Below are 16,138 nucleotides of genomic sequence, written 5' to 3' on the forward strand. Positions count from 1 at the left end.
GCAAATGAATTCAATGGCTTAACGGACAGTGTTCGCTATCCGTTCACGTCCAACTGTTCAAGTTGGGCCTTGCGCTGCGGGAAGATGTGGTCGACCGAGCGGCCGACCATCATGCGCACGATCTGGCTCTGGCCAGCATCCTTGATCAGGCCTTCGCCAACCATCTCGCCGTCGCGGAACACCGTGTAGCGGTCGGCGATGCGGTAAATCTCGTCGAACTTGTGGCTGATGAACAGGATCGCCTTGCCTTCCTCCTTGAGGAATTCGATGAGCAGGAACAGCTCCTCGATCTCCTTCATCGAAAGGGCTGCTGTCGGCTCGTCCATGATGACGATCTGCGCGTCGATCGACATGGCGCGCGCCACCGCGACGAGATGCTTGTTGGCGATGCCGAGATCTTTCAGGCGCGCATCGGCGTCGATATGGCCGGCATGCATGGTGTCGAGCACTTCGCGGGCATTTTTGCGCATCGTGCGCCAGTCGATGGTGCCTAGCCGTGTGCGCGGCGCGTGGCCGAGAAAGATGTTTTCGGCGACGCTCAGATCGTCGAACAGCACGGTTTCCTGATGGATGGCGGTGACGCCATGGCCGAAGGCGGCATGCGCGCTGGGCAAGGTGACGGCCTGGCCGTCGATGCTGATCGTGCCCGAATCCGACTGATAGATGCCGGTCATGATCTTGACCAGCGTCGACTTGCCGGCGCCGTTCTCGCCGATCAGTGCCGTCACCTGGCCGGGGTAGAGCGACAGACTGACATTGTGCAGCGCGCGCACGCCGGGAAAGCTTTTCGAGATGCCGGACAGCGACAGGCTTGGCGCGGAGGCCGCTGGCCCCTCCTTCACCGTGCCGTGCTGGGCTGTCGTGTCCATGGTCGTATCAAGCCCTGAAAGTAGGTCCGTTTAAAATCGCGGCGGGATGTGAGCCCCGCCGCGACGGCTTGAAAGGCTCCAGATCAATAGATCTTGGAGAACTTCTCGATGTTGGTCTTGTCGAACTGGAAGGGCGGAGCCATTGCGGCCGAGTTCGAGTCGTCGAGCGTGACCTTGCCGACGCGGCCGATCGACAGCGTCGCACCGGGCTTGGCCTCTTCCTTCTTCACCGCCAGGTCGTGAGCGAGGTAGACGGCGGAGTAGCCGAGGTCGATCGGGTTCCACAGCGCGACCGCCTGGCTGGCGCCGTTGTCGATGAACTTCTTGAACTCGGACGGCAGCGCCAGACCGGTGACATTGACCTTGCCGATCAGCTTCTCGTCGGTGACGACCTGGGCGGCGGCAACAACGCCGACGGTGGTCGGCGCGATGATCGCCTTGAGGTTCGGATAGGACTTCAGCAGGCCCTTGGCTTCATCGGTGCTCTTGGCCGAATCATCGTCGCCATAGACGGTGGCGACGAGCTTGATCTTGGGGAACTTCTCCGGCAGCACCTTCTTGGCCGCGTCGATCCAGGCGTTCTGGTTGGTCGCGGTCGAGGAGGCCGACAGGATGGCGACATCGCCGCCTTCCGGCAGATAGTCGGCGGCAAGCTTGATGATCGTCTCGCCGATCAGGCCGGTGTCGGACGGGTTGAGGTGAAGCTGGCGGCCTTCCTTGGCAACGCCCGAATCCCAGGAGATGACGGTGATGCCGCGCTCCATGGCCTTCTTCAGCACCGGCACCAGCGCGTCCGCGTCATTGGCCGAAATGGCGATGGCGTTGACCTTCTGCGCGATCAGCGAGTTGACCACTTCGATCTGCGCTTCGGCGGTCGCCTTGGTCGGGCCGGTGTAGATGATGTCGACATCGCCGAGTTCCTTGGCCGCCTCTTCGGCGCCCTTGTTGGCGGCGTCGAAGAAGCCGTTGCCGAGCGACTTCACCACCAGTGCGATCTTGACGTTTTCGGCATAGGCGGCATTCACGAACATGGCGGCCGAGAATGCGGCCGTCACCATCAGTTTCTTCAAAAAGCTCATCGCATATCCTCCCTTGAGCGTTGCATTCCATCGCCGCTGCGGGCGTGAGGTGTCTCAGGCCTGCAGTGAAGATTCTTCCTTTGCCGTCTTGCGGGCGACGATCAGCGTCACGCCCGCGGTCTCCAACATCTTGGCTTCGCGATCCTCGATGCCGTCATCGGTGATGACGGTGGCGATGCGCGACAACCCGCACAGGATCAGGCTGGAGCGCTTGCGGAATTTCGAGGAGTCGACCAGCACCACCAGCTCGTCTGCCTGGTCGATCAGCTTCTGCTCCGCCTGGATCAGCAGCGGGTCGCCTTCCATCAGGCCGAGCGGTCCCAGCCCTTGCGCGCCCATGAACATGCGGCGTGCATAGAAATTGCGCGTCACGTCATTGTCGAAGGGTGACAGGATGATGTTCTGCTCGCGATAGATAGTGCCGCCCGACAGCATCACCGTGTTCTTCGAGTGCTTGAGCAGATGCTCGGCGATCGGGAACGAATTGGTGAAGATCGGCATGCGCCGACCGGTCAGAAAATGCACCATCTGGAAGGTGGTGGTGCCGCCATTGATGATGATCGGCTCGCCATCCCCGCACAATTCGACCGCTTCCCGGGCGATCGCCCTCTTCTGCGAAGCGTTGATCGTTTCGTTGACGGAAAAGGGCCGGCCGGCCAGGCCGATGAATTGCGGTGGCGAAATCGCTTCCGCGCCACCGCGCACCCGGCGCAGGCGCTTTTGCACATGCAGAGCCGCGATATCGCGCCGGATCGTCGCCTCCGACGACTCCGTCAGGTCGACCATTTCCTGCACCGTCACCACAGGCTTTTCCTGGACGGCGGACAGAATGATCCTGTGGCGCTCTTTTTCGTGCATGGTTCCTCCCTGCCTGGCCATCTAGGCACTCATAACGAGCAGTGTCAATCATTTCCGATCATATAATTTCATTGTGCAGTGCAATATGATCGATCTTGATCGTTTATGATTGACAAGCGAGATGCTTGCGTAGACATTCCGGGCAAAATGGACTGCGGCTTTTTGCGTCCCAGGGAGGATACCTATGCTCGATAAGCGCTCCGGCTCGCGCCTTGCCAATCTTTGGGATGATGCGAAAACCCAAGGGATGAGCGACCCCGAGCTTCTGGTGTATCGTTCGAACACGCTTGGTTCCGACAAGCGTGTCACCAACTATGGCGGCGGCAACACCTCCTCCAAGATATGGCAGAAGGACCCGCTCAGCGGCGAGACTGTCGAAGTGCTGTGGGTCAAGGGTTCGGGCGGCGACAGCGCCTCGATCAAGCTTGACGGCTTCGCCACGCTCTACATGGACAAATTGCGCGCGCTGAAAGGCCTTTATCGCGGCGTCGAGCATGAGGACGAGATGGTGGGATATCTGCCCCACTGCACGTTCAATCTGAACCCACGCGCGGCCTCGATCGACACGCCGCTGCACGCCTATGTGCCGAAGCCGTTTGTCGATCATATGCATCCCGACGCCATCATCGCCATTGCCGCGGCGAAGGATTCCAAAGCGCTGACCAAGGAGATCTTCGGCGATGCCATCGGCTGGCTGCCGTGGAAGCGGCCGGGCTTCGAGCTTGGCCTGTGGCTGGAGAGGTTCTGCCTCGAACACCCCGCCGCCAAGGGCGTCATCCTCGAAAGCCACGGCCTGTTCACCTGGGGCGACACGCCCAAGGAATGCTACGAGACGACGATCTCGGTGATCAACCAGGCGATCGAGTGGTTCGAGCGCCGCTCCGAGGGCCTCGCCATCTTCGGCGGCGAAGTGGTCAAGTCGCTCGATGCCAAGGAGCGGCGCGCCGTCGCGGCGAAACTGATGCCGAAAATCCGCGGCCTGATCTCGGAAAAGAGCCACAAGCTTGGCCATTTCGACGATTCCGCCGCCGTGCTCGAATTCGTCAACTCCAGGGATTTGCGTCCGCTGGCGGCACTCGGCACCTCTTGCCCGGACCATTTCCTGCGCACCAAGATCCGCCCGCTGGTTATCGAGTTCGATCCGGCAAAACCCGATGTCGATGCCGTCATTGCGCGCCTCGCCGACGACATCGCCGAATACCGCGTCGGCTACCAGGCCTATTACGACAGCTGCAAGCATCCGGATTCGCCCGCCATCCGCGATCCCAATGCCGTGGTCTATTTGATGCCCGGCGTCGGCATGTTCACCTTCGCCGGCGACAAGGCGACGGCGCGAATTTCCGGCGAATTCTACGTCAACGCCATCAATGTCATGCGCGGCGCCTCGACCGTTTCGTCCTATGTCGGCCTGCCCGCCCAGGAAGCCTTCGACATCGAATACTGGCTGCTCGAGGATCTCAAATTGCAGCGCATGCCGAAGCCGAAATCGCTCGCCGGCCAGATCGCGCTGGTCACTGGTGGCGCCGGCGGCATTGGCCGGGCGACCGCAAACCGGCTGCTGCGCGAAGGCGCCTGCGTGGTGCTGGCCGACATCGATGAGGCTGCATTGGCCAGCGCCAATGAGGAACTGGCGAAAGCCTATGGCAAGGATTTCGTCCGCCCGGTTGTGATCAACGTCACCTCGGAAGACCAGGTCGTTTCGGGCTTTGCCGAGACGGCGGTCGAGTTCGGCGGCATCGACATTCTGGTCTCCAACGCGGGTCTCGCCTCCTCGGCGCCGATCGAGGAGACGTCGCTGGCGCTGTGGAACAAGAACATGGACATCCTGTCGACCGGCTATTTCCTGGTCTCGCGGGAAGCGTTCCGGCTGTTCCGGGTGCAGAAGATCGGCGGCAATGTCGTCTTCGTCGCCTCCAAGAACGGCCTTGCCGCCTCGCCCAACGCCGCCGCCTACTGCACGGCCAAGGCCGCCGAAATCCATCTCGCCCGGTGTCTCGCGCTTGAAGGCGCGGAAGCCCAGATCAGGGTCAATGTCGTCAATCCGGACGCCGTGCTGCGCGGCTCGAAAATCTGGACCGGCGAGTGGAAGGAACAGCGCGCCGCCGCCTACAAGATGTCCACGGACGACCTCGAAGAGCATTATCGTTCGCGCTCGATGCTGAAGCGCTCGGTCTTCCCGGAAGACATCGCCGAGGCGATCTATTTCTTCGCCTCCGACATGTCGGCCAAATCGACCGGCAACATCATCAACGTCGACGCCGGCAACGCGCAGAGCTTTACGCGCTGATTTGGAGCGCTTCCCTTCTCCCCGTTCACGGGGAGAAGGTGGCCCGAAGGGCCGGATGAGGGGCAGCGCTGACGGAACGCATTTGGGAGGAACCAGTACTTGTCCGAAACCATCATTTCCGCCGAAATCGTCGACAGCCACAACGCCGCCCGTAAGCCCGACCTAGAGCGCGACTACGCCTCCCTTGGGGAACGCTTGGATCGCCGCGGCATCGCCATCGACGCCATCCGCGACAAGGTCGAGAAATTCGCCGTGGCCATCCCCTCATGGGGCGTCGGCACCGGCGGCACGCGCTTTGCGCGCTTTCCCGGCGCCGGCGAGCCGCGCGATATTTTCGACAAGATCGAGGATTGCGCCGTCATCAGCCAGTTGACGCAGGCGACGCCGACCGTCTCCCTGCACATTCCATGGGACAAGGCCGATCCGAACCGGCTGAAGCAGGCGGCCTCGCGCTTCGGCCTCGGCTTCGATGCCATGAACTCCAACACATTCTCCGATGCCAGGGACCAGAAACTCTCCTACAAGTTCGGCTCGCTGTCGCATGCCGACGCCGGCACCCGCCGGCAGGCGGTAGAGCACAATCTCGAATGCATCGAGATCGGCAAGACGCTCGGCTCCAAGGCGCTGACGGTGTGGATCGGTGACGGCTCGAACTTTCCGGGCCAGGTCAATTTCGCCAAAGCCTTCGAGCGCTACCTCGATGCCATGAAGGAGGTTTATGCCGGGCTGCCCGCCGACTGGAAACTGTTCACCGAACACAAGATGTACGAGCCGGCCTTCTATTCCACGGTCGTGCAGGACTGGGGCACCAACTACCTTATCGCCAAGGAATTGGGCGACAGGGCCTTCTGCCTGGTCGACCTCGGCCACCACGCGCCCAATGTCAACATCGAGATGATCGTGTCGCGGCTGATCCAGTTCAAGAAGCTCGGCGGCTTCCACTTCAACGATTCGAAATATGGCGACGACGATCTCGACGCCGGTTCGATCGATCCTTACCGGCTGTTCCTGGTCTTCAACGAACTGGTCGATGCCGAACTGTCCGGCGCCGAGGGTTTCGATCCGGCCCACATGCTCGACCAGAGCCACAACGTCACCGATCCGATTGAAAGCCTGATGCTCTCGGCGGTCGAGGTGCAGCGCGCCTATGCGCAGGCGTTGCTGGTCGACCGCAAGGCGCTCGAAGGTTTTCAGGACGGCAATGACGCGCTGATGGCGACGCAGACGCTGAAGGCGGCCTACCGCACCGATGTCGAGCCGATCCTGGCCATGGCGCGGCTGAAAACCGGGGGCGCCATCGATCCGGTCGCCGCCTACCGGGCAGCGGGCTACCGCGCCAAGGTCGCGGCCGAACGCCCGGCTGTCGCCGGCGGCTCGGGTGGAATTGTCTGACACGCCTGACATCAGAATTGATCCGCCTGGCCCATTGTTGAAGGTGGACTCGGCCGCAGCGACGGGCTCTTCTAGGCGTCCCCGCCAGGAGAACCCGCCATGCACGTCACCCGTCGGATACTGATCGCCGCCAGTCTTTCCATCACCTTTGCCCTCGCACCATTGACCAGCGTCCTTGCGGCGTCGCCGGCGCCGGCCAAGGGCGAGCACGGCATGGTGGTGACGGCCCAGCATCTGGCGTCGGAAGTCGGCGTCGAGGTCCTGAAGAAGGGCGGCAATGCCATCGATGCGGCGGTCGCCGTCGGCTATGCGCTGGCCGTCGTCTACCCCAATGCCGGCAACATTGGCGGCGGTGGCTTCATGACCATCCGTTTCGCCGATGGCAAATCGACCTTCCTCGATTTCCGCGAGCGCGCGCCGTTGGCCGCGACCAAGACCATGTATCTCGACAAGGATGGCAACCCGGTGAAGGGCGCCAGCCTCGACGGCTATCTCGCCGTCGGCGTGCCGGGCTCGGTGGCCGGTTTCGAAATGGCGCGCGAAAAATATGGCACACTCTCAAGACAAGAGCTGATGGCGCCGGCCATTCGCTATGCCAAGGACGGGTTCATTCTCAATCAGGGCGACGCCGCCTCGTTCGCCGGCAACGCTGAAAGGTTGGCGAAGGATCCTGCGGCGGCCGCCGCCTTCCTGAAACCCGATGGCAAGCCCTTTGGCTTTGGCGAGCGGCTCACCCAACCAGACCTTGCCGCCTCGCTCTCGGCGATATCCGAGAAAGGCCCCGACGCCTTCTACAAGGGCGCCATCGCCGACGCCATCGTCAAGGCGAGTGGCGCCAAGGGCGGCATCCTGGCCAAGCAGGATTTCGAGCAATATGCGGTGCGCGAACTGAAACCGGTCACCTGCTCCTATCGCGGCTATGAGATCACGTCCTCGCCGCCGCCAAGCTCCGGTGGCGTCATCATCTGCGAAATCCTCAACGTGCTGGAAGGCTACCCGCTGTCCTATCTCGGCGCCGGTTCGGCCGAGACCGTGCATGTCATGGTCGAGGCGATGCGCCATGCCTATGTCGACCGCAACTCCGCGCTCGGCGACCCCGATTTCGTCGACAATCCGGTCTCGAAACTGCTGGATAAAGCCTACGCCAAGGACATCCGCGACAAGATCGACCCATTCCGCGCCGGCGTGTCGCAGGACCTGATGCCGAAAGGCTTTGGCGAATCGAAGGAGACGACGCACTATTCCATCATCGACAAGGACGGCAACGCGGTCGCCGTCACCTACACGCTGAACGGCTCCTTCGGCGCCGGCGTCGTCGCCGACGGCACCGGCATCCTGCTCAACAACGAGATGGACGATTTCACCCAGAAGCCGGGCGTCCCTAACCTCTACGGCCTGGTCCAGGGCGAGGCCAATGCCATTCAGCCGAAGAAGACGCCGCTGTCATCGATGAGCCCGACCATCGTGGCCAAGGACGGCAAGCCGTTCATGGTCATCGGCAGCCCCGGCGGCTCGCGCATCATCACCATCACGCTGGAAGCGATCGTCAACGTCATCGACCACGGCATGAACATCCAGGAGGCGATCGACGCGCCGCGCATCCACCATCAATGGCTGCCCGATAAGGTCTATGTCGAGCCGTTCGGCCTGTCGCCGGACACCGAAAGGCTGCTGGCCGGCATGGGCTACCACCTTGATCTCGGCGACCAGACCTGGGGCCAGGCGGCCGGCATTTTGGTCGGCGGCAAAAGCCTCGCGGAAATCGGGAAAGGCGGCGGCGCGCGCTACAATGGCGCCATCGACAGCCGGGCGGCCTCTGGCGAGGCACTCGGATATTGATGCCGGGGCGGACCCTCGGACAGGGTCGCGGCCCGGCAAGAACCGTCAGGTAACCAGTGTGATGGTCGATGCGATCAGCATCAGGGCGGCGATGCCGACGAACAGCGCGTAGATGCGCGGCCGGTCAAGCAGAAGCGCGTTTCCGGAGATCCAGGCCGATGTGGCGCCGCCAAGCGCGAAGAGGAACCCGTTGCGATGGCCGAAGGTCATCGACGCGGCCATCAGCCCGCCGATGATCAGGGCGCCGAACACGATGATCACGGCGACCGCGTATTTCTCGAAATCATTGTTGCCGATCCCTGGCCCGATCGCATTCAGATTGGGCAGGTCGTCCGGATCGAAAGGGTTCGCCGACCCATATTCGTCTTGACCGATCGATTCTCGCATCATTCGTTCTCCGCAGACCGGCAACAAACCATCAACACTTGCCGAGTGCAACCCGATCGCACGTCCCTCTCTGTGTCGACCGTCACCTTCAACACGTTCCGGCGGCGCTTGTCACCGGTTTTCCGGCTGCCTGGGTCGAATGCAACACGTGTCCGCGTTCGGATGGCGCGCCACCATCCTATTCTATTTGGACCGAGTTCGCGGGGAAAAGATGATGCCGAGCGTCAATTTCAGTGCCGCAACGCCCTGCGCGACTGCGGCGGGGAGTCGCAGCGCTGGGCGTGAGGCGAGTAATTTTTGACTGGGATGGCGTTCGCGGTGCGGGAAAGGAATACCGCCCCTTACTGAACGCCTGCCTCGGTAGGATGGTGGCACTTCGCGCCCTCATTCCTGCGAAGGGGGGGCGCTCAATCGACGATAGGGCACGCCATCGAAGCTTGCCGTCACAAAATCCGTGACGGACATCTTGCGCTTGCGTCCGTCGCTGCAGGCGTAAACCGGCCAACCGGCATCGCTGCATTCGCTGGCAGCGCAGATACGCGCCAGGCAGTTACCGATCGTCAATCGGAAGCCGCCCTTGCCGGCGAAGCCTTGCAACAAGCTGCCATCCGCCGAGCGCCAGGTCCGCGCACGGAATTCCGCCCGCAAAAGCAATGGTTCGAGAGAGACCGCAAGATTGGTTTCGCCGGCACGTCCTGCGAACTGCAGACGGAAGCGCGCCATTGCAGTCGTGTATGCGGTCACAACATCCGATTCGCGAAGATAGGAGACCGGCAGGTTGGAGCGGTCAAGCAGATGAGACATGCGCTCGCTGGCCTCCACCGGCATCAGCAAGGCAACAAGGATAAAAAGGGCGAAGCAAGCTCGCGACATTTTCCAGCAGCCATATCGATCTCGGCCTGCCGGTTTGGCCCCGGTTGCCCCCAGTAACATCCCGCCAATCGTCGCCCCGTGCAAGCCGCTTGCTGAGGCAGTCCAAGGCGGCCGAGTGTGCAATTCGCACGGCCACCGAGTTAAAGCGCTTGGAGCCGAAGAGGTGACCCGCATCGACGAATCTGCGCGGGCAATGGCGAGGTATACTCGGCGTTTGCGGCAAGGAGGAACACATGCCGCCAGCCAGGGTTCCTTAGCTGGCGCGGGCCGGCGGCAGCTCAAACAGGTTGGCGCCGTTCTCCTGGCCGCGCTCGACATAGCCGATAATGCCGAACCATCGGGCGACGTCAGGCCCCTGCAGCCAGCTGCGCGAGTGGATGGGAAGGTTGCCGGCGAGCGCCTGGATGTGCCTGATATGCCGCTTGCAGAAGCGCACGGTCGAGCCGCGGAAGAAGTCCTCCTGCGCGGCAAACAGCGTATCGGCGGCGTCGCTGTTCTCATGCCAGGCGATGATCGCCACGGCCTTCTCGCCCTCGACCAGCGCGTGCGCCCGGCCTTCCTTCAGATTCATCATCAGATTGTCATAGGCGATCTTGCGGTCCTTGCCGGCCGCCGCGTATTCCTCCGACATCCGCTTGGACAGGCCATGAAAGACATCCTCGAGATCCCCGAGCGTTGCTGCGCGTGCTCTCATTTCACCTCCTGCAGCCCCGGCAGGGAGTTTGCCCTAAGGGTGAGGGATCACCAAGCAAATCGAATCCGCTGAATGGCCAATGAGAGCAAAGCTGTTTCGCTCGGCGAGTCGCCTGGTCGCGCAACAGGGCCAAGCCCTGAGGTTGCGGAAAACCGCTCACACTTTTCCTGGAATTGCTCTAGACGAGGGTTGTTTCAATCGTCTGCATCAGGCAATCGCCAGCCTGCGTGCCGACGATGCCCAGATCCCGTACGCTGTTCATATGGTTCCGGTCATTCAGGCGGAGGTCGCGGACACCGTGCCCCTGCGCGCGCAAGAGTGTTCCGAAGTCGGCCGCTTGCTGGTGGAAGGGTTGGCGTTTCCTGGTCCCCGACGAGAATGGTCACTGCCGTCTTCGGGTCATGCCGCCGCGTCATTGGCGTGAAGGCAGCTGCCTCCTCGTCGGTGATGCCGATCAACGGCTCGAGGAAGGATCTCTGCAGAGGCTTCAGGTCGTAAAGGCCGCCCAGCAGCAGCGCCGCACGGATGCGTGATGGCATTGGCGTCTTCTCGAACAGGAATGTGGCCAGGTGCGCTCCGGCTGAATGGCCGCTGACGCTTATCCGGGCGGGATCGCCGCCATGGTCGACGATGTTGTCCAGCACCCATTGTTTGGCGCGCCGGACCTGTTCCACGATCGCCGCCATCCTGAACTCGGGCATTAGCGCATAATCGACGATGACGGCGATCGCACCGGCTTTGGTGACTGTGTTCGCCACATAGGAATAGTCGCCCCTTGAAAACATGCGCCAGTAGCCGCCGTGGATGAAAATATGAACCGGAATATTCTTGCGCCCGACCGGGGGAAAGAACAGGTCGAGCCTCTCGGCGTCGCCATTGCCGTAGGCGACATCAGCCACCATCGGCAGCGTCGCCCGGGTCGTGGCGCTGCGCGCCATGATATCGGCCACGATGTCGTCAAAGTCGGCAACGTGGTCGCGGGTGCGGAAGGGGTCTTTCTGCATGGATGCCCGATCAGAAGGTAACGGCGATATACTTCGCCTCCATGAACTCGGCGATGCCGTGGTGCTGGCCGCCCTCGCGACCCAGGCCGCTCTGCTTGACGCCACCGAAGGGCGCCGCAGGATCCGACATCAGCCCCCGATTGAGGCCGATCATGCCGGCCTCGATCCTCGATGCCACCCGCAATCCTCGGCCCACATCGCGCGTATAGATATAGGCGGCAAGGCCGTATTCCGTGTTGTTGGCGTGCATGATGACTTCGGCCTCGGTCTCGAATCGCGTGATGGGCGCTACCGGCCCGAAGATCTCCTCATGCGCCATGTCGGCATCGGGCGAAACCTGCGACAGGACCGTCGGCGGATAAAAGAAGCCTTCCTCTTCCGGGATCGAGCCGCCGCAAAGTACCTTGGCTCCCCGGGCCACGGCGTCATTGACAAGGCGGTCGATCTTGGCGACCGCCTTTCTGGTGATCATCGGCCCGCACTCGGTATCCGCACTCATGCCTGGTCCGACCTTGAGAGCTGCCATGCGCTTGCGAAGGCCGTCGGCGAACGCATCATGAATGCCCGACTGGACATAGATGCGGTTGGCGGCTGTACAGGCTTCGCCGGCATTGCGCATCTTCGCGATCATGGCGCCATCGAGCGCGGCATCGAGGTCGGCATCGTCGAAGACGACGAAGGGTGCATTGCCGCCGAGTTCCATCGAGCAGGAGACTACATGCTTGGCGGCTTCGCCAAGCAAGGTTCGTCCGACGCCCGTCGAGCCGGTGAAAGAGAGCTTCCTGACGCGCGGATCGGCCAGCATGGCCGATGTCAGCGGACCGGGACTGGTCGTGGTGAGCACGTTGACCACGCCGGCCGGAACGCCGGCCTCGCCGTAGAGCGCGGCCAGCGCATAGGCCGTCAGCGGCGTTTCGCTGGCCGGCTTCAGGATCACCGTGCAACCGGCCGCCAATGCCGGCGCGATCTTTCGTGTCGCCATCGCGGCCGGAAAATTCCAGGGCGTGATCAGCACACAGATGCCGATCGGCTCATAGTCGACCACGATGCGGTTGGTGCCGGATGGCGCGGTGCCGAACTCGCCGGTGATCCGAACCGCTTCTTCCGCGTTCCAGCGGAAGAACTCGGCGGCGTACGCAACCTCGCCGCGCGCGTCGCGCAGAGCCTTGCCGTTTTCGAGCGAGATCAGCATGGCGAGCGTTTCCGACCGCTCGACCATGAGTTCGAAACAGCGCCTGAGGATTTCCGAGCGCTTGCGCGGCGCCGTCTCCCGCCATCCCGTCGCCGCCTTGGCTGCCGCATCGACCGCGGCCAGGGCATCCTCGAGCGTCGCGTCGGGGACCGCTGCAATAACAGACCCCGACGAAGGATCGACGACGTCAATGACCCGGCCGTCGGAAGATGGTCGCCATCTGCCGTCGATGTACAGTCCGTGCGAAAAGCCGCGAACATCATAGTCGTCCTGGTCGATCCACAGCGCATTGGGAGGAAGGTTCATGGTCTTGTTCCGTGGATTACATGGCGCAGGCTGCGAGGTCGCCGTCATGGGCGGCCTGGACCAGGCGTCGCATGGCAGTGACATCGAAGGGGCGCGGGTTGTTCTTGATCAGACGGTCGATGCCGAGCGCCTGATCGGCGGTCCAGTCGAGCTTGTCGGCGGGAAGGCCGAGATCGGCCAGGGTCGGCGTGATGCCGATCGTCGCGAATAGCCGCCGGATTTCCCCGATGGTGGCATCCGCCATCTCCTCGGCGCTCCGCCCCTTGGCTTCGAGGCCAAGCGCGGCGCCGATCTCGGCCATCTCGGCGGCGACCACGCGGCTGTTGTAGGTCATGACGTAGGGCATCATCGTCGCCACGCCCAATCCGTGCGCGGTGTGGGTGAGGGCGCCCGCAGGATATTGCACGGCATGCGCCGCCGCCGTGCCGGCGGTGCCGAATGCGCAGCCCGCCGCCAGCGCGCCCATCATCACATCGGCGCGCGCATCGGCATCGGTGCCATCGGTGCAGGCTTTCTCCAGGCTGCGGCCCAGCAGCTCTATGGCCAGCAGGGCGAAATGGTCGGTCAGCGCGGTCTTGCCGATGAAGACATGCTGTTGCGCCAGGCTGGGGTCCTCGCCGCGCCGCTTCGCGGTGAAGGCCTCGATCGCATGGGTCAAGGCATCCGCGCCGGCTATCGCGGTCAGGGCAGGGGGGCATGTCATCGTCAGTTCGGGGTCGCACAAGGCAACCGCGGCGATCAGATAGGGGCTCGATATGCCGACCTTCAGCGTCCGGTCCGGATCGGAGATCACCGCGACGGGCGTCACTTCGGAACCGGTGCCCGCTGTCGTGGGCACGGCGATCAGCGGCAGCGTCGGGCCGGGCACCTTGAACTCCCCATAATACTCCTGAAGTGTGCCGCCGTGGCTGAGCAGCAAGTCAGCGCATTTGGCGAAATCGAGGCAGCTGCCGCCGCCGATGCCGATCACCATCTCGGGCCGGAATTTCTCCGCCTCCTCGACGCAAATGCTGACGCTGTCGCGCGGCACGTCGGGAAGCACGCGGTCATGCACCAGCACCTCGATCGAGGCGGCCTGGAGCGATTTGACGATTTCCGCGAACACCGCCGTGCCGGCGAAACGCTCGTCGGTGCAGACCAGGGCGCGCCGGCCGAACCTGCCGGCGACTGTCGGCAGCGCATGGCGCTGGCCTTTCCCGAAAAGGATTTCACGCGGAAGCCGGAGGGCGGCGAAGAGGCTCATGATGATCTTTTGTCCTTTGAAGGCGGCTGAACTGGCTAGGGTTCTCGCTGCGGATCCGCCATCTGTCCGCAACCGCGCCAGGACACCCTGTAGCACCCATGCAACGGCCCGACAGACATATCCGCTTTAAAATCGTATAGGATATAGGATTGCGTCGGCTGGAGCATCGTGTTAGCAGTCCGCACTGTCAAGAGGCAAAAAAGATGCAGATCGCGAACTCAGCCGACACGACCGAAACGACCGCCGGCGGCGGTCGCATCCAGCGCTCCAACAGCCTGGTCGAGGATGTCTACGAAGCGATCTTCGCGCAGCTGATGGCGCTCAAGATCGCGCCGGGTTCGCGCATCACCGTCGACAGCCTGGTCAAGGAATTCAACGTCTCGCACACGCCGATCCGCGAGGCGCTCGGCCGCCTCGAAGGCGAAGGCCTGGTGCTCAAGACGCACCTGATCGGCTATCGCGCGGCACCACAAATCACACGGCGCCGCTTCGACGAATTGTACGAGATGCGCCTTCTGCTTGAGCCGCATGCCGCGGCGAAAGCCGCCGCTGCCATGGATGAAGCCAAGCTCAACATTTTGCTGGAAGCAGCCGGTGTGATGTCACGGCGCGAAGGCAAGGACGATCGCCTGCGCTATTCGAATTTCGCCCGGCAGGACGCGATCTTCCACGACAAGATCATGGAGTTTTCGCAAAACGAACTCATTCGGCAGACGTTGAGCCACCAGCATACCCACTTCCATATCTTCCGCCTGATGTATCATGCCCGCGTGACCGAGGAAGCGCTCGACGAACACGAGGCGATCCTCGCCGCATTCGGCGCGGCCGATCCCGACGCCACCCAAAAGGCGATGCGCGTCCATATCGAGCATTCGCGCGATCGCTTGCTTCCGGCCTTCGATTGAGGTCGGACCCGATGTCCATTTCCGCCAATATCGCCGGAGAGGGAGGAAGCACGCTGCCTACTGGTGGCGTGCCGGGCGCCGTCGAACCGGTGCTGCGCGCCGAGCGCTCATTTCCGGGACCCGCCGTTCTGATCCGATCCGATTTCGAAGACAGGCGAGGCGCGATCCGCGCCTCGCCCAGCCCCAACAGGAGGAAGAGCCATGCCAGGCAAGAAAATACTGATGCTGACCGGTGAGTTCACCGAGGAATACGAAATCTTCGTCTATCAGCAGGCGATGGAGGCGGTGGGCCACACGGTTCATGTGGTATGCCCCGACAAGAACGCAGGAGACCTGATCAAGACCTCGCTGCACGACTTCGAGGGCGACCAGACCTACACCGAAAAGCTTGGCCACTATGCGCTGATCAACAAGACGTTTTCGGACGCCGAAAGACAGCTCGACCAGTATCATGCGGTCTACTGCGCAGGCGGCCGCGGGCCGGAATACATTCGTACCGACAAGCGCGTGCAGGCGATCGTGCGCCATTTCCATGAGACCAAAAAGCCGATCTTCACGATTTGCCACGGCGTCCAGATTCTGATCGCGGTCGATGGTGTCGTCCGCGGCAAGAAGGTTGGGGCTCTCGCGGCTTGCGAGCCCGAGGTGACGCTTGCCGGCGGCACATACATCGACCTGTCTCCCACCGATGCCTATGTGGACGGGACGATGGTTTCGGCCAAGGGTTGGACGGCGCTTGCCGCGTTCATCCGCGAATGCTTGAAGGTGCTGGGAACCGAAATCCGCCACGCTTGACGCCAATGGCCGGCACGCCAGCGCGCCGGCCATTCCCAAGGGAAGAGCAGACGCCTTCCCTTGGGAATGGGTTCAAAACGAAGAGTTAGAGCAGGCTGCCGTTTCCGTGAAACCGTGAACGGCGCCAGGATCGGCAACGGCCGCACGGGGCGTGACGAAGGGCCGGCTTGCCGAAGCGAAAGAAGCCGGGGTCAAGTCCGTCCCGGCGCTCGTGATTGTCGGCGCCGTCTATCACATCAACCACGGCGCTGACATCTCGATCCTGCGACTGGTGCCGGCGGGATATCGCTTCCCAGTGGCCTCAATTCCGGCGCTGTTTTTGCCGGTATCAGCATTCATAACAGCACAGACTTTTCCGCCGCCAATTTTGTCGCCACTGCGTTCAACCAGTCTCCGCCGTCGGGCTTCTCTGCAT

Annotated in this window: 12 protein-coding genes and 2 pseudogenes; 5 read left to right on the plus strand and 9 right to left on the minus strand. The window is 62.6% G+C overall.

What is annotated here, in order from left to right; all coding sequences use genetic code 11:
- Positions 1-59: 59 nt before the first annotated feature.
- From ACVILI_RS09180 to ACVILI_RS09190, 3 genes and pseudogenes are all read right to left on the minus strand, one after another.
- Positions 60-869, minus strand: a pseudogene (locus ACVILI_RS09180) (ATP-binding cassette domain-containing protein); the annotation flags it as partial.
- Positions 870-952: 83 nt separating this feature from the next.
- Positions 953-1,948 (minus strand): rhamnose ABC transporter substrate-binding protein, encoded by a 996-nt coding sequence (gene rhaS, locus ACVILI_RS09185; RefSeq protein ID WP_010913442.1) that lies wholly within the window; start codon positions 1,946-1,948, stop codon positions 953-955.
- 54 nt (positions 1,949-2,002) lie between these two features.
- Positions 2,003-2,806 (minus strand): DeoR/GlpR family DNA-binding transcription regulator, encoded by an 804-nt coding sequence (locus tag ACVILI_RS09190; RefSeq protein ID WP_010913443.1) that lies wholly within the window; start codon positions 2,804-2,806, stop codon positions 2,003-2,005.
- A gap of 184 nt (positions 2,807-2,990) precedes the next feature.
- Between ACVILI_RS09190 and ACVILI_RS09195 the strand changes: the two genes are divergently transcribed.
- The 3 genes from ACVILI_RS09195 to ggt all read left to right on the plus strand — a co-directional run bounded on the left by ACVILI_RS09195 (position 2,991) and on the right by ggt (position 8,324).
- Complete coding sequence (locus ACVILI_RS09195) at positions 2,991-5,093, plus strand: bifunctional rhamnulose-1-phosphate aldolase/short-chain dehydrogenase (protein WP_019863185.1); 2,103 nt, start codon at positions 2,991-2,993, stop codon at positions 5,091-5,093.
- 99 nt (positions 5,094-5,192) lie between these two features.
- Positions 5,193-6,485 (plus strand): L-rhamnose catabolism isomerase, encoded by a 1,293-nt coding sequence (gene rhaI / locus ACVILI_RS09200; protein ID WP_038644510.1) that lies wholly within the window; start codon positions 5,193-5,195, stop codon positions 6,483-6,485.
- Between the two features lie 99 nt (positions 6,486-6,584).
- On the plus strand, positions 6,585-8,324 hold the full coding sequence (gene ggt, locus ACVILI_RS09205; protein WP_038644512.1) for a gamma-glutamyltransferase: 1,740 nt from the start codon (positions 6,585-6,587) through the stop codon (positions 8,322-8,324).
- Positions 8,325-8,369: 45 nt separating this feature from the next.
- Here the strand turns inward: ggt and ACVILI_RS09210 are convergent, their stop codons facing one another.
- From ACVILI_RS09210 to ACVILI_RS09235, 6 genes and pseudogenes are all read right to left on the minus strand, one after another.
- Positions 8,370-8,714, minus strand: a complete 345-nt coding sequence (locus ACVILI_RS09210; RefSeq protein ID WP_010913447.1) for a hypothetical protein — start codon at positions 8,712-8,714, stop codon at positions 8,370-8,372.
- Positions 8,715-9,095: 381 nt separating this feature from the next.
- Positions 9,096-9,644, minus strand: coding sequence for a hypothetical protein (locus tag ACVILI_RS09215; protein WP_236952160.1), 549 nt, complete (start codon positions 9,642-9,644; stop codon positions 9,096-9,098).
- A gap of 193 nt (positions 9,645-9,837) precedes the next feature.
- Positions 9,838-10,278 (minus strand): hypothetical protein, encoded by a 441-nt coding sequence (locus ACVILI_RS09220; RefSeq protein WP_038644514.1) that lies wholly within the window; start codon positions 10,276-10,278, stop codon positions 9,838-9,840.
- A gap of 178 nt (positions 10,279-10,456) precedes the next feature.
- A pseudogene (locus ACVILI_RS09225) lies at positions 10,457-11,282 on the minus strand (alpha/beta hydrolase).
- A 10-nt stretch (positions 11,283-11,292) separates the two neighbouring features.
- Positions 11,293-12,780, minus strand: coding sequence for an NAD-dependent succinate-semialdehyde dehydrogenase (locus tag ACVILI_RS09230; protein WP_038644518.1), 1,488 nt, complete (start codon positions 12,778-12,780; stop codon positions 11,293-11,295).
- Positions 12,781-12,796: 16 nt separating this feature from the next.
- The gene (locus ACVILI_RS09235; RefSeq protein WP_038644520.1) at positions 12,797-14,023 is read right to left on the minus strand and encodes an iron-containing alcohol dehydrogenase; all 1,227 of its coding nucleotides are present in this window, start codon (positions 14,021-14,023) and stop codon (positions 12,797-12,799) included.
- Between the two features lie 203 nt (positions 14,024-14,226).
- Between ACVILI_RS09235 and ACVILI_RS09240 the strand changes: the two genes are divergently transcribed.
- On the plus strand, positions 14,227-14,928 hold the full coding sequence (locus ACVILI_RS09240) for a GntR family transcriptional regulator (RefSeq protein WP_038644522.1): 702 nt from the start codon (positions 14,227-14,229) through the stop codon (positions 14,926-14,928).
- A gap of 201 nt (positions 14,929-15,129) precedes the next feature.
- Positions 15,130-15,723, plus strand: coding sequence for a DJ-1/PfpI family protein (locus ACVILI_RS09245; protein WP_019863196.1), 594 nt, complete (start codon positions 15,130-15,132; stop codon positions 15,721-15,723).
- Positions 15,724-16,138: the final 415 nt, after the last annotated feature.

This window comes from Mesorhizobium sp. USDA 4775 (assembly GCF_054062655.1).

Bases quoted from the DNA above. Each gene is read 5' to 3' on its own strand.
- rhaS (WP_010913442.1), bottom strand. From the start codon at position 1,948: ATGAGCTTTTTGAAGAAACTGATGGTGACGGCCGCATTCTCGGCCGCC.
- ACVILI_RS09190 (WP_010913443.1), bottom strand. From the start codon at position 2,806: ATGCACGAAAAAGAGCGCCACAGGATCATTCTGTCCGCCGTCCAGGAA.
- ACVILI_RS09195 (WP_019863185.1), top strand. From the start codon at position 2,991: ATGCTCGATAAGCGCTCCGGCTCGCGCCTTGCCAATCTTTGGGATGAT.
- ggt (WP_038644512.1), top strand. From the start codon at position 6,585: ATGCACGTCACCCGTCGGATACTGATCGCCGCCAGTCTTTCCATCACC.
- ACVILI_RS09210 (WP_010913447.1), bottom strand. From the start codon at position 8,714: ATGATGCGAGAATCGATCGGTCAAGACGAATATGGGTCGGCGAACCCT.
- ACVILI_RS09215 (WP_236952160.1), bottom strand. From the start codon at position 9,644: ATGTTACTGGGGGCAACCGGGGCCAAACCGGCAGGCCGAGATCGATAT.
- ACVILI_RS09220 (WP_038644514.1), bottom strand. From the start codon at position 10,278: ATGAGAGCACGCGCAGCAACGCTCGGGGATCTCGAGGATGTCTTTCAT.
- ACVILI_RS09230 (WP_038644518.1), bottom strand. From the start codon at position 12,780: ATGAACCTTCCTCCCAATGCGCTGTGGATCGACCAGGACGACTATGAT.
- ACVILI_RS09235 (WP_038644520.1), bottom strand. From the start codon at position 14,023: ATGAGCCTCTTCGCCGCCCTCCGGCTTCCGCGTGAAATCCTTTTCGGG.
- ACVILI_RS09240 (WP_038644522.1), top strand. From the start codon at position 14,227: ATGCAGATCGCGAACTCAGCCGACACGACCGAAACGACCGCCGGCGGC.
- ACVILI_RS09245 (WP_019863196.1), top strand. From the start codon at position 15,130: ATGCCAGGCAAGAAAATACTGATGCTGACCGGTGAGTTCACCGAGGAA.